The organism is Pedococcus sp. P2_A3, from assembly GCF_056405035.1.
The window spans coordinates 60,798-83,815 of record NZ_JBFUCW010000001.1 but is presented as its reverse complement, the minus strand read 5'-3'; the positions used below and the strand labels follow the sequence as shown (position 1 = coordinate 83,815).

Genomic DNA, 23,018 nt, shown 5'->3' with positions numbered 1-23,018 from the left:
TCAATAACAGTTGCGGTCACGGTGCTCACAGGGCCAGTCCACCCTCGCGGGCGCCCTCGGCGATGGCCGCGACGCGGCCGTGGTACTTGTTGCCACCACGGTCGAACACGACGGCCTCGACACCGGCGCTCTTGGCGCGCTCGGCGAGCAGCTCGCCCACCTTGCGGGCCTTGGCGGTCTTGTCACCCTCGAACGAACGCAGGTCCGCCTCCATGGTGGAGGCCGACGCCACGGTCTTGCCGATGGTGTCGTCGACGATCTGCACGAAGACGTGGCGCGACGAGCGCGACACGACCAGGCGCGGACGGACGGTCGTACCGGTCACCTTCTTGCGCAGGCGCAGGTGGCGACGTCCGCGTGCAGCGGACTTGCCCTTGGCGCGCTTGACGATCATTGCCATGGCTTACTTACCGGCCTTTCCGACCTTGCGACGGATGTGCTCGCCCGCGTAGCGAACGCCCTTGCCCTTGTACGGGTCGGGCTTGCGCAGCTTGCGGATGTTCGCAGCAACCTCGCCAACGAGCTGCTTGTCGATGCCCTGGACCGCGAAGCGGGTCGGGTTCTCGACGGCGAAGGAGATGCCCTCAGGGGCCTTGACGGTGATCGAGTGGCTGTAGCCGAGGGCGAACTCGAGGTCGCCACCCTTGTTGGCCACGCGGTAACCCGTGCCGTGGATCTCCATCTTCTTCTCATAGCCCTCGGTCACACCGAGCACCATGTTGTTGATCAGCGAGCGGGTCAGGCCGTGCAGGGCACGGGACTGGCGCTCGTCGTTGGGGCGCTTGACCTCGAGGTCAGCGTCGCCCTTCTCGACCGTGATCGGCTCGGCCACGACGTGGCTGAGCTCGCCCTTGGGGCCCTTCACCTTGACGGTCTGGCCGTCGATGATGACCTCGACACCGCTAGGGATGGAGACCGGGAGTCGTCCGATACGCGACATGTCGAATCCCCTTACCAGACGTAGGCGAGGACTTCCCCGCCCACACCCTTGGTCGCGGCCTGGCGGTCCGTGAGGAGGCCAGACGAGGTGGAAATGATGGCCACACCGAGGCCGCCGAGCACCTTGGGCAGGTTCGTCGACTTGGCGTAGACGCGCAGACCGGGCTTGGAGACACGGCGCACGCCAGCGATGGAACGCTCGCGGTTGGGGCCGTACTTCAGCTCGATGGTCAGCGTCTTGCCGACCTCGGCGTCCTCGACCTTCCAGGAGGCGATGTAGCCCTCGGCCTGGAGGATCTCGGCGATGTGGGACTTCAGCTTGGAAAACGGCATGGAGACTGCGTCGTGGTGCGCCGAGTTGGCGTTCCGGACGCGGGTCAACATGTCCGCAATCGGGTCAGTCATGGTCATGGGCTTCTCCGGCCCTCTCTCACCGTGGTTTCACTGCGTCTGCAGCGACCTGCGATGTAAGGATGAAAACGGTGGGGTATTACCAGGAGCTCTTGGTGACGCCGGGCAGCTCGCCGCGGTGAGCCATCTCGCGAAGGCAGATGCGGCACAGCCCGAACTTGCGGTAGACCGAGTGCGGTCGGCCGCAGCGCTGGCAACGGGTGTAGCCACGCACCTTGAACTTCGGCTTCTTGTTGGCCTTGTTGACCAGGGCGGTCTTCGCCATGTCAGTTCTCCTTGAAGGGGAAGCCGAGCGCCTTGAGCAGTGCGCGGCCCTCGTCGTCGTTGGTGGCCGTAGTCACGACGGTGATGTCCATGCCACGCACGCGGTCGATCTTGTCCTGGTCGATCTCGTGGAACATCGACTGCTCCGTGAGGCCGAAGGTGTAGTTGCCCTTGCCGTCGAACTGCTTGGGCGACAGGCCGCGGAAGTCACGGATACGGGGCAGGCCCACCGACACGAGACGGTCGAGGAACTCCCACATCCGGTCGCCGCGCAGCGTGGTGTGCGCACCGATCGGCATACCCTCGCGCAGCTTGAACTGCGCGATGGACTTGCGGGCCTTGGTGACCAGGGGCTTCTGGCCGGTGATGGCCGAGAGGTCCTTGATCGCGCCCTCGATGAGCTTGGCGTCCTTGGCGGCGTCGCCGACACCCATGTTGACGACGACCTTCACCACGCCGGGCACCTGCATGACGTTCTCGTAGCCGAACTGCGTGAACAGCTGGCCCTTGATCTCGTCCGCGTAGCGCTGCTTCAGGCGCGGGGTCACCGCTGCGGAAACTTGAGTCTGAGTCATCGCTTCTGTTTCGGTCATGGTTCTCACAGGTCCTTGCCCGAGCGCACCGCGACACGGGTGCGGACGGTCTTGGTGCGGCCGTCGCGCTCGACGGTCTCGACGCGGGTCTTGATCCGGGTGCCGACCTTCTTGTCGTCCGGGTCGACGACCGCGACGTTGCTGACGTGGATCGCAGCTTCCTGGACGACCAGGCCACCGGTCCGGGTGCCGCGAGCGGTCGCACCGGCCTTGGTGTGGCGGGTCACGCGGTTGACACCCTCGACGAGCACGCGCTCGGTCTCGGGGTAGACGGCGATGACCTTGCCGATGCTGTTGCGGTCCTTGCCGGTGAGCACCTTGACGGCGTCACCCTTCTTGATCTTCATCTTCTTCTTGTCAGCCATGGGTCAGAGCACCTCCGGCGCCAACGAGATGATCTTCATGAACTTCTTCTCACGCAGCTCGCGGCCCACGGGGCCGAAGATGCGGGTGCCACGGGGGTCCCCGTCGGCCTTGAGGATGACGGCGGCGTTCTCGTCGAACTTGATGTACGACCCGTCACCGCGACGGCGCTCCTTGGTGGTGCGCACGATGACGGCCTTGACGACGTCGCCCTTCTTGACGTTGCCGCCAGGGATGGCGTCCTTGACTGCGGCGACGATGACGTCACCGATGCCGGCGTAACGACGACCCGAGCCACCGAGGACACGGATGCAGAGGATTTCCTTTGCACCAGTGTTGTCGGCGACGCGCAGTCGCGACTCCTGCTGGATCACTTCTAACTCCTACTCGTCGTGCTGGTTCTCACCCTCGCGGGCGAGCCTGGCCGAACTTGACTGTCTGATGACAGATGGGCTTGCCGAGGCGGCAGGTGGCTTACTTGGCCTTCTCGAGGATCTCCACCACGCGCCAGCGCTTGGTGGCCGAGAGGGGACGGGTCTCCATGATCGAGACGCGGTCGCCGATGCCGGCAGCGTTGTCCTCGTCGTGGGCCTTGACCTTGCTGGAGCGCCGCAGGACCTTGCCGTAGAGCGCGTGCTTCACGCGGTCCTCGACCTCGACCACGACGGTCTTGTCCATCTTGTCGCTCACGACGTAACCCTGGCGGGTCTTGCGGTAGTTGCGGTCCTGAGCCGTCACGGCCTCATCCACGGTCTTGTCCTTCGTGTTCTTGGTCATGCCGACTCCTCCTTGGCCGATGCACTCGGGCTCTGCCCGATGCCCAGCTCACGCTCACGGAGCTCGGTGTAGATGCGGGCGATGTCCTTGCGGACGGCGCGCAGGCGGCCGTGGTTGTCCAGCTGGCCGGTGGCCGACTGGAAGCGGAGGTTGAACAGCTCCTCCTTGGCCTTGCGGAGCTCGTCGACCAGACGGTCGTCGTCGAGACCACGCAGGCTCTCAGACACCAGGTCCTTGGATCCGACTGCCATCAGATGTCACCACCCTCACGCCGAACGAAGCGGCACTTCATGGGGAGCTTGTGCATCGCCAGACGCATGGCCTCACGGGCGACCTCTTCGGACACACCGGACACCTCGAACATCACGCGACCTGGCTTGATGTTGGCGATCCACCACTCGGGGGAGCCCTTACCGGAACCCATGCGGGTCTCAGCGGGCTTCTTGGTCAGCGGGCGGTCGGGGTAGATGTTGATCCACACCTTTCCGCCACGCTTCATGTAACGCGTCATCGCAATACGAGCGGACTCGATCTGACGGTTGGTGACGTAGGCGGGCTCGAGGGCCTGGATGCCGTAGTCGCCGAACGCGATCTTGGTGCCACCCTTCGCAGCGCCCGAGCGACCCGGGTGGTGCTGCTTGCGGTGCTTGACTCGACGAGGAATCAACATGTCAGGACTGCTCTCCCTCAGTGCTTGCTGCGGTCGCCTCAGCGGCGGGAGCCTCAGCAGCGGTCTCAGTGGCGGCGGCCTCCGGACGCTCGCGACGAGCGCGGGCCGGACGGTCGGCGCCGTCACGACGGGGGCCACGGCTCGGGCGCGGCGCAGCAGCCTGCTGCTGGGCCAGCTCGCGAGCGGTGACGTCACCCTTGTAGATCCACACCTTGACGCCGATGCGACCGAAGGTGGTGCGGGCCTCGTAGAAACCGTAGTCGATCTGCGCACGCAGGGTGTGCAGCGGGACGCGACCCTCGCGGTAGAACTCGGTGCGAGACATCTCGGCGCCGCCGAGGCGACCGGAGACCTGGACACGGATGCCCTTGGCGCCGGCGCGGGTGGCGGACTGCATGCCCTTGCGCATCGCGCGACGGAACGACACGCGAGCAGAGAGCTGCTCGGCGATGCCCTGCGCGACGAGCTGGCTGTCGACCTCGGGGTTCTTGACCTCGAGGATGTTCAGCTGGACCTGCTTGCCGGTGAGCTTCTCGAGCTCGCCACGGATGCGGTCGGCCTCGGCGCCGCGGCGACCGATCACGATGCCGGGACGCGCAGTGTGGATGTCCACACGGACGCGGTCACGGGTGCGCTCGATCTCGACGCGGGAGATGCCGGCCCGCTCCATGCCCTCGGACATGAGCTTGCGGATGGCGACGTCTTCCTTGACGTAGTCGCGGTACCGCTGACCCTCCTTGGTGGAGTCAGCGAACCAGCGGCTCTTGTGCTCGGTGGTGATACCGAGGCGGAAGCCGTGCGGGTTGACCTTCTGACCCATTAGCGGGTGCCTCCCTTGGTGGTCTTCGGCGTGACGACCACGGTGATGTGGCTGGTCCGCTTGTTGATGCGTGCCGCGCGGCCCTGGGCCCGCGGGCGGAAACGCTTCATGGTCGGACCCTCGTCGACGAAGGCGGCGCTGATGACCAGGTCGCGCTCGTCGAAGGCCTCGGAGGCCCGGTCAGCCTTGACCCGGGCGTTGGCGATGGCGCTCTCGAGCACCTTCTGCACCGGGTCGGAGGCGGACTGCGGGGCGAACCGCAGCACGGCGATCGCCTCGACGGCCTGCTTCCCGCGGATCAGGTCCACGATGCGGCGGGCCTTCTGGGGCGTGACGCGGACGTTGCGCCCGCTCGCCTTGGCTTCCATCACGTTGTCCTTGTTCTCGGTAGGGGCGGCCATCAGCGACGACGCCCCTTCTTGTCGTCCTTCACGTGACCCTTGAACGTGCGGGTCGGCGCGAACTCACCGAGCTTGTGGCCGACCATCGACTCGGTGACGAACACCGGGACGTGCTTGCGGCCGTCGTGCACGGCGAGGGTGTGACCCAGCATGTCGGGGCTCACGACCGACCGACGCGACCAGGTCTTGATGACGTTCTTGGTGCCCGCTTCGTTCTGGACGTCGACCTTCTTCTGAAGGTGGTCGTCGATGAAGGGGCCCTTCTTCAAACTGCGAGGCATGTGTCCAGGCTCCTATCAGCGCTTCTTGCCAGTACGACGGCGGCGAACGATCATCTTGTCGCTCGGCTTGCCGGGGCGACGGGTGCGGCCCTCGGCCTGGCCCCACGGGCTGACCGGGTGGCGACCACCAGAGGTCTTGCCCTCGCCACCACCGTGCGGGTGGTCGACCGGGTTCATGGCGACACCACGGACGGTCGGGCGCTTGCCCTTCCAGCGCATGCGGCCGGCCTTGCCCCAGTTGATGTTGGACTGCTCGGCGTTGCCCACCTCGCCGACCGTGGCGCGGCAGCGCAGGTCGACGTTGCGGATCTCACCGGACGGCATACGCAGCTGGGCGTAGGGGCCGTCCTTGGCGACGAGCTGCACGCGCACACCGGCCGAACGGGCGATCTTCGCGCCGCCACCGGGCTTGAGCTCGACGGCGTGGATGACCGTACCGGTCGGGATGTTGCGCAGCGGCAGGCTGTTGCCGGGCTTGATGTCGGCCGCGGGGCCGTTCTCGATGTTGGCGCCCTGCTCCAGGCCCTTGGGGGCCAGGATGTAGCGCTTCTCACCGTCGGCGTAGTGCAGCAGCGCGATGCGCGCCGTGCGGTTGGGGTCGTACTCGATGTGAGCGACCTTGGCCGGCACGCCGTCCTTGTCGTGACGACGGAAGTCGATGACGCGGTAGGCGCGCTTGTGTCCACCACCGATGTGACGGGTGGTGATGCGGCCGTTGCTGTTGCGGCCACCGGACTTCGTGAGCGGGCGCACCAGCGACTTCTCAGGCGTGGAGCGCGTGACCTCGACGAAGTCGGCGACGCTGGAGCCTCGGCGGCCAGGCGTGGTCGGCTTGTACTTGCGGATACCCATGGTTCGTAATCCCTTACGTCTCTTCAGCGATTCCGTCAGGCGCCGGCACCGAAGATGTCGATCGAGCCCTCGCGGAGGGTGACGATCGCACGCTTGGTGTCCTTGCGCTTGCCGATGCCGAACCGGGTGCGGCGGGTCTTGCCGACACGGTTGAGGGTGTGGACGGAGTCAACCTTGACGTTGAAGACGCGCTCGACGGCGATCTTGATCTCCGTCTTGTTCGCCCGCGGGTCGACGATGAACGTGTACTTGCCCTGGTCGAGCAGCGAGTACGACTTCTCGGAAACGACCGGTGCGATCAGGATGTCGCGCGGGTCCTTGCCTGCAGCGAGGGTGCTCACTTGGTCTCCTCCTCGGCCACGTCAGTGGTCTCCTGGGCGGCAGCGCCACCAGCGGGGACGAAGCCGGCGGCCGCAGCTGCTTCCGCAGTGCGGAACCAGACCTCGGCGTCGGTCGCGTCGTACCAGCGGGAGCCGGGGACGTGGTACTTCATCGAGTCCTTGTTGCCCTTGACCTCGAAGCCCTCCGGAGCGGAGCCGTCCTCGAGGGCGGCGGCCGAGTCGGGGCCGAAGTCGGCCTCGGGCGCGTCCGAGACCTTCGCAGCGGCGGCCTTGGCCGGCTTGTCGGCCTTCGCGGGCTTGTCAGCCTTCTCGGCCTTCGCGGGCTTGTCGGGCTTGTCAGCCTTGGCGGGCTTCTCGGCCTTGTCAGCCTTGGCGGGCTTCTCCGCCTTGGCCGGCTGGTCAGCCGACTCGTCGACGATCGTGACCTCGACGCCACCCACCGGCTGGGCCTTGGAGACGAACGCCTCCAGGGCTGCCTTGGTGAAGACGACGTCGTCCGAGCACAGCACGTCGTACGTGTTGAGCTGGTCGGCGGCGAGCACGTGCACGCCGTCGAGGTTGCGGACCGACTTCAGCGACACGAGGTCGCTGCGGTCGAGCACGACGAGCAGGTTCGGGCGGTCGGTCAGACCGGCGAGCAGGGCCAGCGCGTCCTTGGTGGACGGGGCGGAGCCCGTCACCAGCGACTCGACGACGTGCACGCGGTCGTGGCGCGCCCGGTCGGAGAGGGCGCCACGCAGGGCGGCGGCCTTCATCTTCTTGGGGGTCCGCTGGGCGTAGTCACGCGGCTGCGGGCCGTGGACGACGCCACCACCGGCGAACTGCGGAGCGCGGGTCGAGCCCTGACGGGCGCGGCCGGTGCCCTTCTGGCGGTAGGGCTTGCGTCCACCACCGCGAACCTCGCCGCGGGTCTTGGTGGAGTGCGTGCCCTGGCGCGCAGCGGCGAGCTGGGCCACGACGACCTGGTGGATCAGCGGGACGTTGACCTGGACGTCGAAGATCTCGGCGGGCAGGTCGGCGGCGACAGTCTTGGTAGCCATGTGGGTCAGGCTCCCTTCGCGGCCGTGCGGACGAGGACCGTGCCGTTGCGGGGGCCGGGAACGGCACCCTTGACGAGCAGCAGGCCCCGCTCCACGTCCACGGCGTGGATCGTGAGGTTCTGGGTGGTCTGGCGCACGCCGCCCATGCGGCCGGCCATGCGCATGCCCTTGAAGACGCGACCCGGGGTGGCGCAGCCACCGATCGAGCCCGGCTTGCGGTGGTTCTTGTGGGCACCGTGGGAGGAGCTGACGCCGTGGAAGCCGTGACGCTTCATGACGCCGGCGAAGCCCTTGCCCTTGGTGGTGCCGGTGACGTCGATGTCCTGGCCGGCCTCGAAGGTCTCGACCGTGACTTCCTGTCCGAGCGTGTACTCGGCGGCGTCAGCGGTACGGAGCTCCACGAGGTGGCGACGCGGGGTCACGCCGGCCTTCTCGAAGTGCCCGGTCAGGGGCTTGGTCACCTTGCGGGGGTCGATGGCGCCGAACGCGATCTGGACGGCGTCGTAGCCGTCCGTCGCGGCGTCGCGCACCTGCGTGACGACGCAGGGGCCCGCCTCGATGACGGTGACGGGGATGAGCCGGTTGTCGGCATCCCACACCTGGGTCATGCCGAGCTTCTTGCCCAGCACACCCTTCACGGTCTTGGTAGCAGTGGTGGTCATTTCGCCAGCCTCAGAGCTTGATCTCGATGTTGACGTCAGCCGGCAGGTCGAGACGCATCAGCGAGTCGACGGCCTTCGGCGTCGGGTCGATGATGTCGATCAAGCGCTTGTGGGTGCGCATCTCGAAGTGCTCGCGGCTGTCCTTGTACTTGTGGGGCGAACGGATGACCACGAAGACGTTCTTCTCCGTGGGCAGCGGCACAGGGCCGACCACCGTCGCGCCAGCACGGGTCACCGTGTCGACAATCTTGCGCGCCGAGTTGTCGATGACCTCGTGGTCATACGACTTCAAGCGGATGCGGATCTTCTGTCCCGCCATCTCCGTTACGTCTCTCTCTCGCCGAACATCTAGCTTGGGCCGGTTCTGCTGTCTTCTCCGACCCCCGCGGTCGGGTGTGTCGCACCCGCTTCGCGGCCGGACGACACGCGTTTTCACGCAGTCGTGCGGATCGGATTGACCGGCAGAGCCGGGGCTTGCGCTTCCCTGGAGTGTCGCCCCGTGCTGAACGCACGGTTCGAGGTGTGTCACCGGGGGTGGCGGCGTCGACATGGGTCAACGGCGCGCGTCAAGCAACCGGTCCAGTGTGCCAGAACGAGCGGCGACCTACCAAATCGAGCCCGCGCCACCCGGCATACCCGCACCGGTGGCGCGTCGCGCCAGCCGGTCCACCCGGTATGCCGCCGGCTCGCCCGCCGCTGCCCCGTCGGTCCGCCCGGGGCCGGGACGACGGACTGCGGCCACGCCCGTCGCGGGGGACGAGGGCGTGGCCGCAGTCGACCGGGGACGCAGGACTCAGGGGCGGGGCCCTCCACCGAGGACCCCGGCGTCGAAGGCCTTGAGCACCGACGCCTTGTCGGCGGCGGACAGGGTGCCTGCCTTGACCGCCGCGTCGAGCCGGGTGGACAGCTCGGCCTTGCGGCTCGCCGAGCGGTCGGCCCGGATGGCGCCGAGGGCGGCCTGCACCTTGGCCTCGGTCACCCCGAGCTCCTTGGCCAGCGCGGTCACCCGCGCCTGCTCCCTGGCCTGGCGCTCAGCGTCGGTCGGCTTGGCGCCCTGGGCCGGCGGGGTGCCGGGCTGCTGGGCGGCCCGCACCTTCTCCAGCGCCGCGCTCACCGTCGCCTCGCTGAGGCCGAGCTTGGTCGCGAGCGCCGCGGCATCCAGGCCGCCGGGTCCACCGTGGTGACCACCCGGCCCACCGGGGCCGTCCCGACCCGGCCCGGCCAGCGAGGGGGCCGTGCTCGTCGTGCCACTGGGGGTGGGCGTGGTGTTGTCGGCCATCGCGGCGCTGGCCCCGATCCCGACGGCGACCGCCGCCACGCTTCCGGCGGCGGCGATCTTCAGGGACTTGCTGACAGTGGGCATCGTGGGCGCACTTCCTTTCGGGGACACAGGCTCTCGGTCGCGGGACGCCACGGTGCGCCCCTCTCGTTCGAGGCTGCGCTGCCAGGCTGGTAGGCGGCCGTGGCGAACCTGTCAGTGGGCTGTCAGGTCGGCTCCGGGTCCACCGCCACGGCGGGTCGGTGGCTGGCAGGATCGGTCCATGCCCGCCCCCTCCCCCGCACCGCTGCCCGCAGGCCCCGGCCGCACCCGGCAGGGCCTGGTCTACCGCGCCGGCGTCCTCGGGCACCGGCCGGCCGTCCCCACCGACTTCGCCGAGCTGGAGCGCCGTGCGCAGTCAGCCATGTCGCCGCGCGCGTGGGCCTACGTCGCCGGCGCCGCAGGGGAGGGAGCGACGGCCCGCGCAAACCGCTCGGCCTTCGACCGCCAGCGCATCGTCCCCCGCATGCTCCCCGGGCGTGCGCACCGCGACCTCAGCACGGAGCTGCTGGGTCGGCGGCTCCCCGCGCCCGTCCTGCTGGCCCCCGTGGGTGCCGCCGGGCTGGTGCGCCGCGACAGCGACATCGAGATCGCGGCCGCCGCGGCGGAGCTCGGCCTCCCCTACATCCTGTCGAACCAGGGGTGCTCCCCCATGGAGGACGTGGCGGCCACGATGGGCTCGGCTCCCCGCTGGTTCCAGCTCTACTGGTCCACCGACGAGCCGCTCGTCGACAGCCTGCTGGCCCGCGCCGAGGCGAGTGGCGCCGAGGCCGTGGTCGTCACGCTCGACACCACGATGCTGGGGTGGCGACCCCAGGACCTGAACCTGGGCTCGCTGCCCTTCTCCCAGGGCATCGGCATCGCCCAGTACACCTCCGACCCCCGGTTCCGGGAGATCGTCGCCCAGCGGGTGGCAGCCAAGGCGGCACAGGCTGGCGCCGGCGAGGACGTCAAGGTCACCCTCGGCGCCCTGCGGTCGCTGCTGTCGATCAGTCGTGAGCACCCCGGCGACCTGCGGTCGAACCTGCGCTCCCCCACCCCGCGGGCGGCGGTCGAGACCTTCCTCGACATCTACTCCAACCCCGGGCTCACCTGGGAGCGGCTCGCGACCCTGCGCGACCGCACCTCGCTGCCGTTCCTCGTCAAGGGTGTGCTCCATCCCGACGACGCACGACGCGCGGTCGAGGTAGGGGCGAGCGGCATCGTGGTGAGCAACCATGGCGGCCGCCAGGTCGACGGCGCGATCGCGTCGCTGGACGCCCTGCCCGCTGTCCGCGCGGCCGTGGGCCCCGACCTGCCGATCGTCCTCGACAGCGGTGTCCGCACGGGGAGTGACGTCGTCAAGGCCATCGCGCTCGGCGCCGATGCCGTGGCGATCGGGCGGCCGTACGTCTACGGCCTGGCCCTCGCCGGGCGCGAGGGGGTGCGTGACGTGCTGTCCAACATCGTCGCCGAGCTCGACCTCACCCTCGGGCTGTCCGGGGTCGGCTCGGTGGCCGAGATCGGCCCCGAGCTGCTCGCGGCACCGCGATGACGCGGCCCTGCCTGACCACGGCGCGGCTGGAGCTGCGGCCGCTCACCGCCGACGACGGGTCCCTCCTCATCGAGCTCGACGGCGACCCCGCCGAGACGGAGCTCCTCGCCGGCCGCGGCCCGGCTCCCGACGAGGTGATCGAGGTCTGGATGCCGCAGCGCACCGATCCGGCGCACGACGCCCTCGGGCTGGGGTACTGGTCCGCCTACGAGCACGGGGAGTTCGTCGGGTGGTTCTGCCTGACCCCCACGGGCGACGACGCGGCCGAGCTCGGCTACCGGCTGCGCCAGCGCGCCTGGGGTCGCGGGCTGGCGAGTGAGGGCGCTGCCCGGCTGCTCGAGCACGGTTTCGCCACGGTGGGCCTGGCGCGCATCTGGGCCGAGACGATGGCGGTCAACACCCGGTCCCGGGCGGTCCTCGACCGCCTCGGCCTGCACCCGGTCCGCACCGACACTCGGCAGTGCGACGAACCGTTGCCCGGTGCCGAGCTCAGCGAGGTGGTCTACGAGCTGAGCTCGGAGGAGTTCGAGCGCACGGCGACCGAACGGGTCAGGGGAACGGGATCGCCCTGAGGTCGTCGAACGAGACGGTGAGCGGTGCGTTGGTCGCGCTGCTGGACAGGTAGAGGTAGAGACCCACGCCGCCGGCCACCTGGTACCCAGCCGTCGAGTCGGTCACCGTCTTCTGCCAGGTCGTGGGCTCGGTGGTGCCCGCCTTCCAGATGCGGGCCCGGACCGTGGTCGGCGAGGTGCCCGTGACCTGCACCCGCGCCAGCAGCTTCTCCCCGGCGGCCATCGTGATCCCCGGGATCGCGGTCTCGGCGACGAGCACGGTCTCGGCGTTCGCGGCGTTGGTGCGCTGCAGGGACAGGGCGACGCCACCGTTGGACGTGTAGTGCAGCTTGGCCCGGTAGTCACCCACGCCGGCCACCCGTCGACCGTTGAGCGCGACGTAGGCGCCGCTGCCCGTGGCCACCTTGTCGAGGGCGATCGAGGTGCTCAGGTCGGTCCCGGACGAGGAGACCGCGGCCAGGGCGAGCCACGGCCCCGACCCGGCGGTCAGGCGCACCTGGCCCACACCCGAGCCGACGAAGAGGTTGCTCGCCGACCCGCTGAACGTCCACGCCCCACCTGTGTCAGCACTCCCCCAGCCGGAGGCCACGGTGCGACCGAAGGCGTCCGACGCCAGGACCGTGACCTGCGGGGCGGTGACGGTGACCGAGGTCGTCGTCGTGCCGGTGGCACCGTTGTCGTCCGTGACGGTGAGGCGCACCGGGTAGGTGCCCGCCGCGGCATACGTGTGGGTGGGCGTGGCGCCGCTTCCGTCGGCCGTTGCGTCGCCCCAGCTCCACGCGTAGGACGCGATGGTGCCGTCCGGGTCGCTGGAACCGGAGCCGTTGAAGGAGCAGGCGAGGTCGGTGCAGCTGTTCGTGAAGCTCGCCGTCGGTGGCTGGTTCGGCGTCGGGGTCACGGTGACCGACCGCGTGGTGCTGGCGGTGGCGCCAGCGTCGTCGGTCACGGTGAGGGTGATGGGGTAGGTGCCGCCCGCGGCATACGTGTGGCTGGAGGTGACCCCCGTGCCGGTGCTGCCGTCACCGAACTGCCACGCGTACGACGCGATGGTGCCGTCGGGGTCGGAGCTCGCCGAGGCGTCGACCGTGCAGGCGAGCTGCGTGCAGGTGGGCGTGAAGTCGGCGATGGGGGGCTGGTTGGGCGGCGACGCGCCCTTGGTGATGGTGAAGGCGTCGGTGAAGGTGCCGCCCGCGGCGCGGCGGAAGCTCGCCGAGAGCACCGTGGCCGTGGCGGAGAAGTCGAGCACGCCGAAGGTGGGGTTGAGGTTCAGCCCCGCGTAGGTGGCGAAGTAGCCCAGCTCAGGGTCGGCGGTGTTGACGTCGCGCTGGTTGATCCCGCCCGTCCCGACCGTGGCGAAGACCGTGCCCGCGCCTGCCGCGAGGGCGTTGCCGGAGTCAACGACGCACGACGGGTTGAACGTGCCGGGCACGAGCTGGGTGCAGCCGGCGCGGGTGGTGAGCTGCTTGGTGCGCTGGTAGAGGTGCTCGTGACCGGTGAGGACCACGTCGACCTTCTTGGCGAGCAGCAGGTTGGCCAGGTCGGAGCCCATCTCGCAGGCGTACTCGCCGAGGCTCACGCAGGGCGTGTGGTTGCCCACGACGACCCACGGTATGCCGGCCGCGCGCGCCGAGTCGATCGTCGCCGCGGTCCAGGCGTACTGCGGGGTGCCCACCGCGTAGGTCAGCGTGCCGGTCGGGAACGGGATGCCGGCGGCGACGGCGATGTAGCGGACCAGGGGGGCCGAGGCTGGCACGTCGACGTAGTACTGGCGCCCGTAGGTGCCGCGCAGGCCGGGCAGTTGGTTGGGCAGGCAGGCCGAGAAGTCGTTGATGTTGCCGTTCTGCCCGTTGCTCTCGTGGTTGCCCGAGAGCAGCTCGAAGGGATAGCCCTCGCCGACGCCGGCCTTGACCTGGGTGCACCAGGCGTCCTCGGCACCCGTGGTGCCGTAGGACAGGTCACCGAGCGCGGCGTGGAAGTCGTCGTCGAGCGAGCCGATGAGGCTGAAGACGCTGGTGGCGGCCGACGATGCCGAGAAGTCGCCGGCGGCGCTGAACCGGACGGTCGGGTCGCCCGGCGCCGAGGCCACCGGCCCCGCGAGCACGGTGAGCAGGACCGCAGCACCCATCGCCGCCCGACCGAACCGTCTGCTCATGGCCCCGAAACTAGTCGGGCTCGCCCACCGCCACCTCCCCCACGAGCCGTACCCGGGAACGGGCAGGCCCGGCATATCCGCGCAAACCACTCGGGCCAGGGGGCGGAGACGACGAAGGGCCCCGCAGCCGAAGCTGCGGGGCCCAACGCGCGTGCGGGTGCGTCAGATCACGCCGTGCGTGGAACTACTACTTGGTGATCTTGGTGACGCGGCCGGCGCCGACGGTACGGCCGCCCTCGCGGATGGCGAACTTGAGGCCGTCCTCCATGGCGATCGGCTGGATGAGCTCGACACTCATCTCCGTGTTGTCACCGGGCATGACCATCTCGGTGCCCTCGGGGAGGTGCACGACGCCGGTCACGTCGGTGGTGCGGAAGTAGAACTGCGGGCGGTAGTTGTCGTAGAACGGCGTGTGACGGCCGCCCTCGTCCTTGGAGAGGATGTAGACGTTCGCCTCGAAGTCCGTGTGCGGGGTGATCGAGCCCGGCTTGCAGATGACCTGCCCGCGCTCGACGTCCTCGCGCTTGGTGCCACGCAGGAGCAGGCCGACGTTCTCGCCCGCGCGACCCTCGTCGAGCAGCTTGCGGAACATCTCGACACCGGTGACCGTGGTCTTGGCCGGCGGGCCGGGGTGGATGCCGACGATCTCGATCTCCTCGTTGACCTTGAGGATGCCGCGCTCGATGCGGCCGGTGACGACGGTGCCACGACCGGTGATCGTGAAGACGTCCTCGACGGGCATGAGGAACGGCTTGTCGACCTCGCGCTCGGGCTCCGGGATGTAGGTGTCCACGGCGTCCATCAGCTCCAGGACCGACTTGCCCCACTCGGCGTCACCCTCGAGCGCCTTCAGCGCCGAGACCTTGACGACCGGCAGGTCGTCGCCGGGGAACTCGTAGGAGGACAGCAGCTCGCGGACCTCCATCTCGACGAGCTCCATGATCTCCTCGTCGTCGACCATGTCGGCCTTGTTGAGCGCCACGACGATGTAGGGCACGCCGACCTGCTTGGCCAGGAGCACGTGCTCCTTGGTCTGGGGCATGGGGCCGTCCGTGGCCGCGACCACGAGGATCGCACCGTCCATCTGCGCCGCACCCGTGATCATGTTCTTCACGTAGTCAGCGTGACCGGGGCAGTCGACGTGGGCGTAGTGACGGCTCTCCGTCTGGTACTCGATGTGCGCGATCGAGATCGTGATACCGCGCTGCTTCTCTTCGGGTGCCTTGTCGATGTCGTCGAACGCGAACTGCGGGTTCAGGTCCGGGTACTTGTCGTGCAGGACCTTGGAAATCGCAGCCGTCAGCGTCGTCTTACCGTGGTCGATGTGACCAATGGTGCCGATGTTGACGTGCGGCTTAGTCCGCTCGAACTTTGCCTTCGCCACTTGATGTCCTCCTCAGGACTCTTCTTTGGTTGAACGCCGTGTTCCCAGGCGGGACGTGGCGCGGATTGGGGGTGGTGGAACTCTGCAGTCCGTGGTGCGACCGGTAATGCTACCGGTCACTCACCACGGGTCTTCTTGATGATCTCCTCGGCAACAGCCTTGGGGACCTCGGCGTAGGAGTCAAACTCCATCGAGTAGTTGGCCCGACCCTGGGTCTTGGACCGCAGGTCTCCGACGTAGCCGAACATCTCCGAGAGGGGGACCAGGCCGCGGACGACCTTGGCACCACTGATGTCCTCCATGGCCTGGATCTGGCCACGGCGGGAGTTGATGTCGCCGATGACGTCGCCCATGTAGTCCTCGGGCGTGCGCACCTCGACGGCCATCATCGGCTCGAGGAGCACGGGGTCGGCCTTGCGGACGGCCTCCTTGAGCGCCATGGAGCCGGCGATCTTGAACGCCATCTCGGAGGAGTCGACGTCGTGGTAGGCGCCGTCGAGCAGGGAGGCCTTGATGCCCACCAGCGGGTAGCCCGCCAGCACGCCGTACTGCATGGCGTCCTGGATACCGGCGTCGACCGAGGGGATGTACTCGCGCGGGATGCGGCCACCGGTGACCTTGTTCTCGAACTCGTACAGCTCGCCCGACTCGGTGGTGTCCAGCGGCTCGATGCTGATCTGCACCTTCGCGAACTGGCCGGAGCCACCGGTCTGCTTCTTGTGGGTGTAGTCGTACTTCTCGACCGCGCGACGGATCGTCTCGCGGTAGGCCACCTGCGGCTTGCCGACGTTGGCCTCGACCTTGAACTCGCGCTTCATGCGGTCCACGAGGATGTCGAGGTGGAGCTCGCCCATGCCGGCGATGATCGTCTGGCCGGTCTCCTCGTCGTGGTGGACCTGGAAGGTCGGGTCCTCGGCGGAGAGCTTCTGGATGGCCGTGGAGAGCTTCTCCTGGTCACCCTTGGTCTTCGGCTCGATGGCCACCTGGATGACCGGGTCCGGGAACGTCATCGACTCGAGCACGATCTGCTCGTTCGGGTCGCTCAGGGTGTCACCGGTCGTGGTGTCCTTCAGGCCGATCGCCGCGTAGATGTGACCCGCGAGGGCCTCCTCCACCGGGTTCTCCTTGTTGGCGTGCATCTGGAAGAGCTTCCCGATGCGCTCCTTGCGGCCCTTGGTCGTGTTGACGACCGCGGAGCCGGCGCTGATCTGGCCGGAGTAGACCCGGATGAAGGTCAGCGTGCCGAAGAACGGGTGCGTCGCGACCTTGAAGGCCAGCGCCGAGAACGGCTCGTCCTTGCTCGGCTTGCGCGTCATCTCGACCTCCTCGTTGCCCGGCTTGTGGCCGACCATCGGGGGGACGTCGAGGGGCGACGGCAGGTAGTCGACGACCGCGTCGAGCATCGGCTGGACACCGCGGTTCTTGAACGCGGAACCGCAGAGCACGGGGTACAGCACGGAGTTGACAGTGAGCTTGCGGATCGCGCCCTTGATCTCCTCGGGCGTCAGCTCCTCACCGTTGAGGTACTTCTCCATGAGGTCGTCGTCGGACTCGGCGACGCGCTCGACGAGGTGGTGGCGGTACTCCTCCACCTTCTCGACCATGTCGGCCGGGATCTCCTGGATCTCGTACTTGGCACCCATGGTGACGTCACCCTTGGCGTCACCGGGCCACACGAGCGCGCGACGGTAGATGAGGTCGACGACGCCGACGAAGTCGTTCTCGGAGCCGATCGGCAGCTGGAGCACGAGGGGCTCGGCGCCGAGGCGGTCCTTGATGGTGTCGACGGTGAAGTAGAAGTCCGCGCCGAGCTTGTCCATCTTGTTGACGAACGCGATCCGGGGGACGTCGTACTTGTCGGCCTGACGCCACACGGTCTCGGACTGGGGCTCGACGCCCTCCTTGCCGTCGAACACGGCGACGGCACCGTCGAGGACGCGCAGCGAGCGCTCCACCTCGACCGTGAAGTCCACGTGACCGGGGGTGTCGATGATGTTGATCTGGGTGCCCTCCCAGAAGGAGGTCACGGCGGCAGACGTGATCGTGATGCCGCGCTCCTTCTCCTGCTCCATCCAGTCGGTGGTCGACGCACCGTCGTGGGTCTCACCGATCTTGTGGTTGACACCGGTGTAGAAGAGGATGCGCTCAGTCGTCGTCGTCTTGCCGGCGTCGATGTGCGCCATGATCCCGATGTTGCGGACCTTGGTCAGGTCCGTCAGGACGTCGAGTGCCAATGTGATCGTCTCATCTCGCTCGTTAGAAAAAGTTCGTGGTGGTGCGTGGGGGGCAGGGCCTCGACCACGCACCTCCGGTATGCCGCGTGCACGCGGTGGCACGCGGCATACCGGGCGCTGTCACCAGCGGTAGTGCGCGAAGGCCTTGTTGGACTCGGCCATCTTGTGGGTGTCCTCGCGACGCTTCACCGCGGCACCGAGGCCGTTGGACGCGTCGAGGATCTCGTTCATGAGCCGCTCGGTCATGGTCTTCTCACGACGCTGCCGCGAGTAGCCGACCATCCAGCGCAGGGCCAGCGTGGTCGCGCGGTTGGGCTTGACCTCGATCGGCACCTGGTAGGTGGCGCCACCGACCCGACGCGACTTGACCTCGAGCGTCGGACGGATGTTGTCCAGCGCGCGCTTGAGGGTCACGACGGGGTCGGAGCCGGTCTTCTCCTTGACGCCCTCGAGGGCGCCGTAGACGATCGTCTCGGCGATGGACTTCTTGCCATCGAGGAGAATCTTGTTGACCAGCTGGGTCACCAACGGGGAGTTGTGGACCGGGTCGACGACGAGGGGGCGCTTGGGCGCGGGTCCCTTGCGAGGCATTACTTCTTCTCCATCTTCGCGCCGTAACGGGAGCGGGCCTGCTTGCGGTTCTTGACACCCTGGGTGTCGAGCGAGCCGCGGACGATCTTGTAACGGACACCCGGGAGGTCCTTCACACGACCGCCACGCACGAGCACGATCGAGTGCTCCTGCAGGTTGTGGCCGACGCCCGGGATGTAGGCCGTGACCTCGATGCCGCTGGTGAGGCGCACACGGGCGACCTTGCGCAGGGCAGAGTTCGGCTTCTTGGGGGTGGTGGTGTACACCCGCGTGCACACGCCACGGCGCTGGGGCGAGCCCTTGAGGGCAGGAGTCTTGGTCTTGGTGACCTTGTCCTGACGCCCCTTGCGCACAAGCTGGTTGATCGTAGGCAACCTGTTCTCCGTACGTAGTTGATGTTCTGTGCCGCCGGCCCGCGGCTGCGGTCCTGCTGGCACTCCTTGGTGTGGTGCCTCGCCCGACCCCCGCACTCGGGTGTGTCGTGCTCGGCGCTCTCCCCTGCACCCTCCACGCACGAACCAGCACGGTTCGGTTGCGGAGTGCCCGGCGAGAGGGGTGCTGGTCCAGCCTCCGACGTCCTGCACGGTGGTGCTCGTGCTCATGGTCGGGACCGGCTCCAGCGCATGCCCGAGGCAGACCTCAGACACAGTGTTCAAAGATACCGCCTGCGTGGTACCCGACCAAATCGGTTACCCCCCGTCCGGTGCGGCTGACCGCCCGTGTGGACGCGGGGAAACCGCGAGGGCGGGTATGCCGCGTGGTCACCACGCGGCATACCCGCCCTCGACGGGTGGTGCTGCTCGCTCAGTCCGGGTTCATCGGACTGACCCCTCGGGGCTCCGGGCCTCCCTCGCTGGCGCTCGGTCGATCCTCACCCCGTCGTCGTCAGTCCAGGCCGAGCTCGGCGTCGTCGAGGCGGATGGCCTCGCCGGAGCCGGGACCGAACACCGGGTAGTCGTACTCGTAGCTGGGCATCGAGTACATCGCCGCCTTGGCCTCTTCCGTGGCCTCGACCTTGATGTTCCGGTAGCGCGGGAGACCCGTGCCGGCCGGGATGAGCTTTCCGAGGATGACGTTCTCCTTCAGACCCAGGAGCGGGTCCGACTTGGCGTTCATCGCAGCCTCGGTCAGCACGCGGGTCGTCTCCTGGAAGGAGGCGGCCGACAGCCAGGAGTCGGTGGCCAGCGACGCCTTGGTGATACCCATCAGCTCGGGACGACCCGAGGCCGGGCGGCCACCCTCGGCGACGACGCGACGGTTCTCGGTCTCGAACCGACCACGCTCGGCCAGCTCACCCGGGAGCAGGTCGGCGTCGGCGGACTCGATGATCGTGATCCGGCGCAGCATCTGGCGGACGATGACCTCGATGTGCTTGTCGTGGATCGACACACCCTGCTGGCGGTAGACGTGCTGCACCTCGTCGACGAGGTGCATCTGCACCGCACGCGGGCCGAGGATGCGAAGGACCTGCTTGGGGTCGATCGAACCCTGCGTCATCCGGTGGCCGACCTCGACGTGGTCGCCGTCGGCGACGAGCAGACGCGCGCGCTTGCTCACCGGGTAGGCGTGCTCCTCGGAGCCGTCGTCCGGGGTGAGCATGATGCGGCGGGTCTTGTCGGTGTCCTCGATGGACACCCGACCGGACGCCTCGGCGATCGGGGCGACACCCTTGGGGGTGCGCGCCTCGAACAGCTCGACGACACGGGGCAGACCCTGCGTGATGTCGTCACCAGCCACACCACCGGTGTGGAAGGTACGCATCGTCAGCTGGGTGCCGGGCTCACCGATCGACTGGGCCGCGATGATGCCGACGGCCTCGCCGATGTCGACCAGCTTGCCGGTCGCGAGCGACCGGCCGTAGCAGGCGGCACAGGTGCCGACGTGCGACTCGCAGGTGAGGACCGAGCGGACCTTGACCTCCTCGACGCCAGCGGCGACGAGGGCGTCGATGACCACGTCACCGAGGTCGATGCCGGCCTCGGCGAGGACGGAGCCGTCCTTCTCGACGTCGGCGGCGAGCGTCCGCGCGTAGACCGAGGTCTCCACGTCGTCGTGCTCGACCAGGGCGCCGGCCGCGTTCTTCTGCGCGATCGGCATGGTCAGGCCACGGTCGGTGCCGCAGTCGTCCTCGCGGATGATGACGTCCTGCGAGACGTCCACCAGACGACGGGTCAGGTAACCCGAGTCGGCGGTACGCAGCGCGGTGTCGGCAAGACCCTTGCGGGAACCGTGCGTCGAGATGAAGAACTCGAGCACGGACAGGCCCTCGCGGAAGTTCGCGCGGATCGGTCGCGGGATGATGTCGCCCTTGGGGTTGGACACCAGACCACGCATACCGGCGATCTGCCGCAGCTGCATCCAGTTACCACGCGCACCCGAGGACACCATCTTGTAGATGGTGTTGGTCTTCGKGAGGTTGGCCTCCATCTCCTTGGCGACCTCGTTGGTGGCCTGGGTCCAGATCTCGATGAGCTCCTGGCGACGCTCGTCGTCGGTGATCAGACCGCGCTCGTACTGGACCTGGACCTTGGTGGCCTTGGTCTCGTAGCCCTCGAGGATCTCGAGCTTGCGCGGCGGGGTCACGACGTCGGAGATGGCCACCGTGGTGCCCGAGCGGGTCGCCCAGTGGAAGCCGTACTCCTTGAGCGCGTCGAGGGACGCAGCCACCTGGACCTTGCTGTAGCGCTCGGCCAGGTCGTTGACGATGGTCGAGAGGCGCTTCTTGTCGACGACCGCGTCCACGAACGGGTAGTCGACCGGCAGGGTCTGGTTGAACAGCGCCCGGCCGAGGCTGGTCTCGACGGTGAGCGAGGCCACCTGGCCCAGCTCGTTCGGCTCGACACCCTCGCCCAGCTCCGTGCCGGGGATCGGCACGACGTCGAGGAGGCGGATCTTGACCTTGCTGCCGAGCTCGAGCTCGCCGGCGTCGAACGCCATGCGGGCCTCGGAGACCGACGAGAACGCGCGGCCGGAGCCCTTGCCGTTCTCCACCTCGGAGGTGAGGTGGTAGAGCCCGATGATCATGTCCTGGGTGGGCATGGTCACCGGACGACCGTCGGCCGGCTTGAGGATGTTGTTGCTCGAGAGCATGAGGATGCGGGCCTCGGCCTGCGCCTCCGTGCTCAGCGGCACGTGCACGGCCATCTGGTCACCGTCGAAGTCGGCGTTGAAGGCCGAGCAGACGAGCGGGTGGATCTGGATGGCCTTGCCCTCGACCAGCTGGGGCTCGAAGGCCTGGATGCCGAGGCGGTGCAGGGTGGGTGCGCGGTTGAGCAGCACGGGGTGCTCGGTGATGACCTCTTCGAGGACGTCCCACACGACCGGACGGGCCCGCTCGACCATCCGCTTGGCCGACTTGATGTTCTGCGCGTGGTCGAGGTCGACCAGACGCTTCATCACGAACGGCTTGAACAGCTCGAGCGCCATCTGCTTGGGCAGACCGCACTGGTGCAGCTTGAGCTGCGGGCCGACGACGATGACCGAACGGCCGGAGTAGTCGACGCGCTTGCCGAGCAGGTTCTGGCGGAACCGGCCCTGCTTGCCCTTGAGCATGTCGGACAGCGACTTGAGCGGGCGGTTGCCGGGACCCGTGACGGGGCGACCACGACGGCCGTTGTCGAAGAGGCTGTCGACAGCCTCCTGGAGCATCCGCTTCTCGTTGTTGACGATGATCTCCGGCGCACCGAGGTCGAGCAGTCGCTTGAGTCGGTTGTTGCGGTTGATCACCCGACGGTAGAGGTCGTTGAGGTCGGAGGTCGCGAAGCGGCCACCGTCGAGCTGCACCATCGGGCGCAGGTCCGGCGGGATGACCGGGACGGCGTCGAGGACCATGCCGGAGGGCTTGTTGGTCGTCGCCTGGAAGGCGGTCACGACCTTGAGCCGCTTGAGGGCACGGGTCTTCTTCTGGCCCTTGCCGGTGGCGATGATCTCGCGCAGCAGCTCGGCCTCGGCCACCAGGTCGAAGTCCTCGAGGCGCTTCTGGATCGCCGCAGCGCCCATGCCGCCCTCGAAGTACAGACCGAAGCGGTCCCGCATCTCGCGGTAGAGGATCTCGTCGCCCTCGAGGTCCTGGACCTTGAGGTTCTTGAACCGGTCCCAGACCTGCTCGATGCGCTCGATCTGCATGTCGGCGCGCTTGCGGATCTGGTTCATCTCGCGCTCGGCGGACTCGCGCACCTTGCGGCGGGCGTCAGCCTTGGCGCCCTCGGCCTCGAGCTCGGCGATGTCGGACTCGAGCCGCTTGGCCCGGGTCTCGACCTCGGAGTCACGACGGTTCTCGTACTCCTTCTTCTCCACCTCGATCTGCGCCTCGAGCGAGGGCAGGTCCTTGTGACGCTGCTCCTCGTCCACGGACGTGATCATGTAGGCCGCGAAGTAGATGACCTTCTCGAGGTCCTTCGGGGCCAGGTCGAGGAGGTAGCCCAGACGCGACGGGACGCCCTTGAAGTACCAGATGTGGGTGACGGGGGCAGCGAGCTCGATGTGGCCCATCCGCTCACGACGCACCTTGGCGCGAGTGACCTCGACGCCACAGCGCTCACAGATGATGCCCTTGAAGCGGACCCGCTTGTACTTGCCGCAGTTGCACTCCCAGTCCCGGGTGGGGCCGAAGATGCGCTCGCAGAACAGGCCCTCCTTCTCGGGCTTGAGCGTGCGGTAGTTGATCGTCTCGGGCTTCTTCACCTCGCCGTGGCTCCACTGGCGGATGTCGTCCGCCGTGGCCAGGCCGATGCGCAGTTCGTCAAAGAAGTTGACGTCGAGCACGTGGTTCCTTCTTCCGTGTCTCTTGCTTGAAACTCTTGGTGGTGAAACTGAAGAG

The 23,018-nt window shown here is 68.1% G+C and carries 27 protein-coding genes; 2 read left to right on the top strand and 25 right to left on the bottom strand.

The genetic code is table 11. The annotated features are described in order from the left end of the window. Positions 1-25 precede the first annotated feature (25 nt). The 19 genes from rplR to AC1DX8_RS00335 form a co-directional block, all read right to left on the bottom strand. Entirely contained in the window at positions 26-400 is a 375-nt protein-coding gene (rplR, locus tag AC1DX8_RS00425) for a 50S ribosomal protein L18 (RefSeq protein WP_056923987.1), read from the bottom strand. Between the two features lie 3 nt (positions 401-403). Next, positions 404-940, bottom strand: a complete 537-nt coding sequence (rplF, locus tag AC1DX8_RS00420) for a 50S ribosomal protein L6 (RefSeq protein WP_477627929.1) — start codon at positions 938-940, stop codon at positions 404-406. 11 nt (positions 941-951) lie between these two features. After that, entirely contained in the window at positions 952-1,350 is a 399-nt protein-coding gene (rpsH, locus tag AC1DX8_RS00415; RefSeq protein WP_344129987.1) for a 30S ribosomal protein S8, read from the bottom strand. A gap of 79 nt (positions 1,351-1,429) precedes the next feature. Next, the gene (locus AC1DX8_RS00410; RefSeq protein ID WP_035902511.1) at positions 1,430-1,615 is read right to left on the bottom strand and encodes a type Z 30S ribosomal protein S14; all 186 of its coding nucleotides are present in this window, start codon (positions 1,613-1,615) and stop codon (positions 1,430-1,432) included. 1 nt (position 1,616) lies between these two features. Beyond that, on the bottom strand, positions 1,617-2,189 hold the full coding sequence (gene rplE / locus AC1DX8_RS00405; protein ID WP_477628219.1) for a 50S ribosomal protein L5: 573 nt from the start codon (positions 2,187-2,189) through the stop codon (positions 1,617-1,619). Between the two features lie 23 nt (positions 2,190-2,212). Continuing rightward, positions 2,213-2,572: a 50S ribosomal protein L24 gene (rplX, locus tag AC1DX8_RS00400; protein ID WP_477627928.1), complete on the bottom strand. Its 360-nt coding sequence runs from the start codon at positions 2,570-2,572 to the stop codon at positions 2,213-2,215. 3 nt (positions 2,573-2,575) lie between these two features. After that, positions 2,576-2,944: a 50S ribosomal protein L14 gene (gene rplN / locus AC1DX8_RS00395; RefSeq protein ID WP_056923992.1), complete on the bottom strand. Its 369-nt coding sequence runs from the start codon at positions 2,942-2,944 to the stop codon at positions 2,576-2,578. Positions 2,945-3,044: 100 nt separating this feature from the next. Further along, positions 3,045-3,347 (bottom strand): 30S ribosomal protein S17, encoded by a 303-nt coding sequence (gene rpsQ, locus AC1DX8_RS00390; RefSeq protein ID WP_477627927.1) that lies wholly within the window; start codon positions 3,345-3,347, stop codon positions 3,045-3,047. Next, positions 3,344-3,598 carry a 50S ribosomal protein L29 gene (gene rpmC / locus AC1DX8_RS00385; protein WP_477627926.1) on the bottom strand — a complete coding sequence of 85 codons (255 nt, stop codon included), beginning with the start codon at positions 3,596-3,598 and terminating at the stop codon, positions 3,344-3,346. Before rpmC ends, rpsQ begins: the two co-directional genes overlap by 4 nt. Further along, on the bottom strand, positions 3,598-4,017 hold the full coding sequence (gene rplP / locus AC1DX8_RS00380; protein ID WP_056883301.1) for a 50S ribosomal protein L16: 420 nt from the start codon (positions 4,015-4,017) through the stop codon (positions 3,598-3,600). The genes rpmC and rplP overlap by 1 nt, the downstream gene beginning before the upstream one ends. A gap of 1 nt (position 4,018) precedes the next feature. After that, the gene (gene rpsC / locus AC1DX8_RS00375; protein WP_091779863.1) at positions 4,019-4,837 is read right to left on the bottom strand and encodes a 30S ribosomal protein S3; all 819 of its coding nucleotides are present in this window, start codon (positions 4,835-4,837) and stop codon (positions 4,019-4,021) included. Then, positions 4,837-5,205 carry a 50S ribosomal protein L22 gene (rplV, locus tag AC1DX8_RS00370; RefSeq protein ID WP_477628218.1) on the bottom strand — a complete coding sequence of 123 codons (369 nt, stop codon included), beginning with the start codon at positions 5,203-5,205 and terminating at the stop codon, positions 4,837-4,839. Before rplV ends, rpsC begins: the two co-directional genes overlap by 1 nt. 32 nt (positions 5,206-5,237) lie before the next feature. Then, positions 5,238-5,519: a 30S ribosomal protein S19 gene (gene rpsS / locus AC1DX8_RS00365; RefSeq protein WP_179420837.1), complete on the bottom strand. Its 282-nt coding sequence runs from the start codon at positions 5,517-5,519 to the stop codon at positions 5,238-5,240. 15 nt (positions 5,520-5,534) lie between these two features. Beyond that, positions 5,535-6,371, bottom strand: a complete 837-nt coding sequence (gene rplB / locus AC1DX8_RS00360) for a 50S ribosomal protein L2 (protein WP_477627925.1) — start codon at positions 6,369-6,371, stop codon at positions 5,535-5,537. A gap of 35 nt (positions 6,372-6,406) precedes the next feature. Next, positions 6,407-6,712, bottom strand: coding sequence for a 50S ribosomal protein L23 (rplW, locus tag AC1DX8_RS00355; protein ID WP_056923998.1), 306 nt, complete (start codon positions 6,710-6,712; stop codon positions 6,407-6,409). Then, the gene (gene rplD / locus AC1DX8_RS00350; RefSeq protein ID WP_477627924.1) at positions 6,709-7,752 is read right to left on the bottom strand and encodes a 50S ribosomal protein L4, sunset domain variant; all 1,044 of its coding nucleotides are present in this window, start codon (positions 7,750-7,752) and stop codon (positions 6,709-6,711) included. Before rplD ends, rplW begins: the two co-directional genes overlap by 4 nt. Positions 7,753-7,757: 5 nt before the next feature. Continuing rightward, the gene (gene rplC, locus AC1DX8_RS00345) at positions 7,758-8,414 is read right to left on the bottom strand and encodes a 50S ribosomal protein L3 (protein ID WP_477627923.1); all 657 of its coding nucleotides are present in this window, start codon (positions 8,412-8,414) and stop codon (positions 7,758-7,760) included. Positions 8,415-8,424: 10 nt separating this feature from the next. Then, entirely contained in the window at positions 8,425-8,733 is a 309-nt protein-coding gene (rpsJ, locus tag AC1DX8_RS00340; protein ID WP_009775966.1) for a 30S ribosomal protein S10, read from the bottom strand. A 474-nt stretch (positions 8,734-9,207) separates the two neighbouring features. Continuing rightward, positions 9,208-9,777 carry a hypothetical protein gene (locus AC1DX8_RS00335; protein ID WP_477627922.1) on the bottom strand — a complete coding sequence of 190 codons (570 nt, stop codon included), beginning with the start codon at positions 9,775-9,777 and terminating at the stop codon, positions 9,208-9,210. Between the two features lie 178 nt (positions 9,778-9,955). Here AC1DX8_RS00335 and AC1DX8_RS00330 point away from each other — a divergent pair, with 178 nt between their 5' ends. Both AC1DX8_RS00330 and AC1DX8_RS00325 read left to right on the top strand, forming a co-directional pair. After that, positions 9,956-11,266 (top strand): alpha-hydroxy-acid oxidizing protein, encoded by a 1,311-nt coding sequence (locus AC1DX8_RS00330; protein WP_477627921.1) that lies wholly within the window; start codon positions 9,956-9,958, stop codon positions 11,264-11,266. Continuing rightward, positions 11,263-11,838 carry a GNAT family N-acetyltransferase gene (locus AC1DX8_RS00325; RefSeq protein ID WP_477627920.1) on the top strand — a complete coding sequence of 192 codons (576 nt, stop codon included), beginning with the start codon at positions 11,263-11,265 and terminating at the stop codon, positions 11,836-11,838. The genes AC1DX8_RS00330 and AC1DX8_RS00325 overlap by 4 nt, the downstream gene beginning before the upstream one ends. Here AC1DX8_RS00325 and AC1DX8_RS00320 read toward each other — a convergent pair. The 6 genes from AC1DX8_RS00320 to AC1DX8_RS00295 form a co-directional block, all read right to left on the bottom strand. After that, positions 11,816-13,990 (bottom strand): PKD domain-containing protein, encoded by a 2,175-nt coding sequence (locus AC1DX8_RS00320; protein ID WP_477627919.1) that lies wholly within the window; start codon positions 13,988-13,990, stop codon positions 11,816-11,818. The two genes, AC1DX8_RS00325 and AC1DX8_RS00320, sit on opposite strands and share 23 nt — an antisense overlap. 187 nt (positions 13,991-14,177) lie before the next feature. Further along, on the bottom strand, positions 14,178-15,374 hold the full coding sequence (gene tuf / locus AC1DX8_RS00315) for an elongation factor Tu (RefSeq protein WP_477627918.1): 1,197 nt from the start codon (positions 15,372-15,374) through the stop codon (positions 14,178-14,180). Positions 15,375-15,490: 116 nt separating this feature from the next. Beyond that, positions 15,491-17,608 (bottom strand): elongation factor G, encoded by a 2,118-nt coding sequence (gene fusA / locus AC1DX8_RS00310; protein ID WP_477627917.1) that lies wholly within the window; start codon positions 17,606-17,608, stop codon positions 15,491-15,493. Positions 17,609-17,728: 120 nt separating this feature from the next. After that, on the bottom strand, positions 17,729-18,199 hold the full coding sequence (gene rpsG / locus AC1DX8_RS00305) for a 30S ribosomal protein S7 (RefSeq protein WP_056915473.1): 471 nt from the start codon (positions 18,197-18,199) through the stop codon (positions 17,729-17,731). After that, positions 18,199-18,573, bottom strand: a complete 375-nt coding sequence (rpsL, locus tag AC1DX8_RS00300) for a 30S ribosomal protein S12 (RefSeq protein ID WP_056883290.1) — start codon at positions 18,571-18,573, stop codon at positions 18,199-18,201. Before rpsL ends, rpsG begins: the two co-directional genes overlap by 1 nt. A 511-nt stretch (positions 18,574-19,084) precedes the next feature. Then, on the bottom strand, positions 19,085-22,963 hold the full coding sequence (locus AC1DX8_RS00295; RefSeq protein WP_477627916.1) for a DNA-directed RNA polymerase subunit beta': 3,879 nt from the start codon (positions 22,961-22,963) through the stop codon (positions 19,085-19,087). Positions 22,964-23,018: the final 55 nt, after the last annotated feature.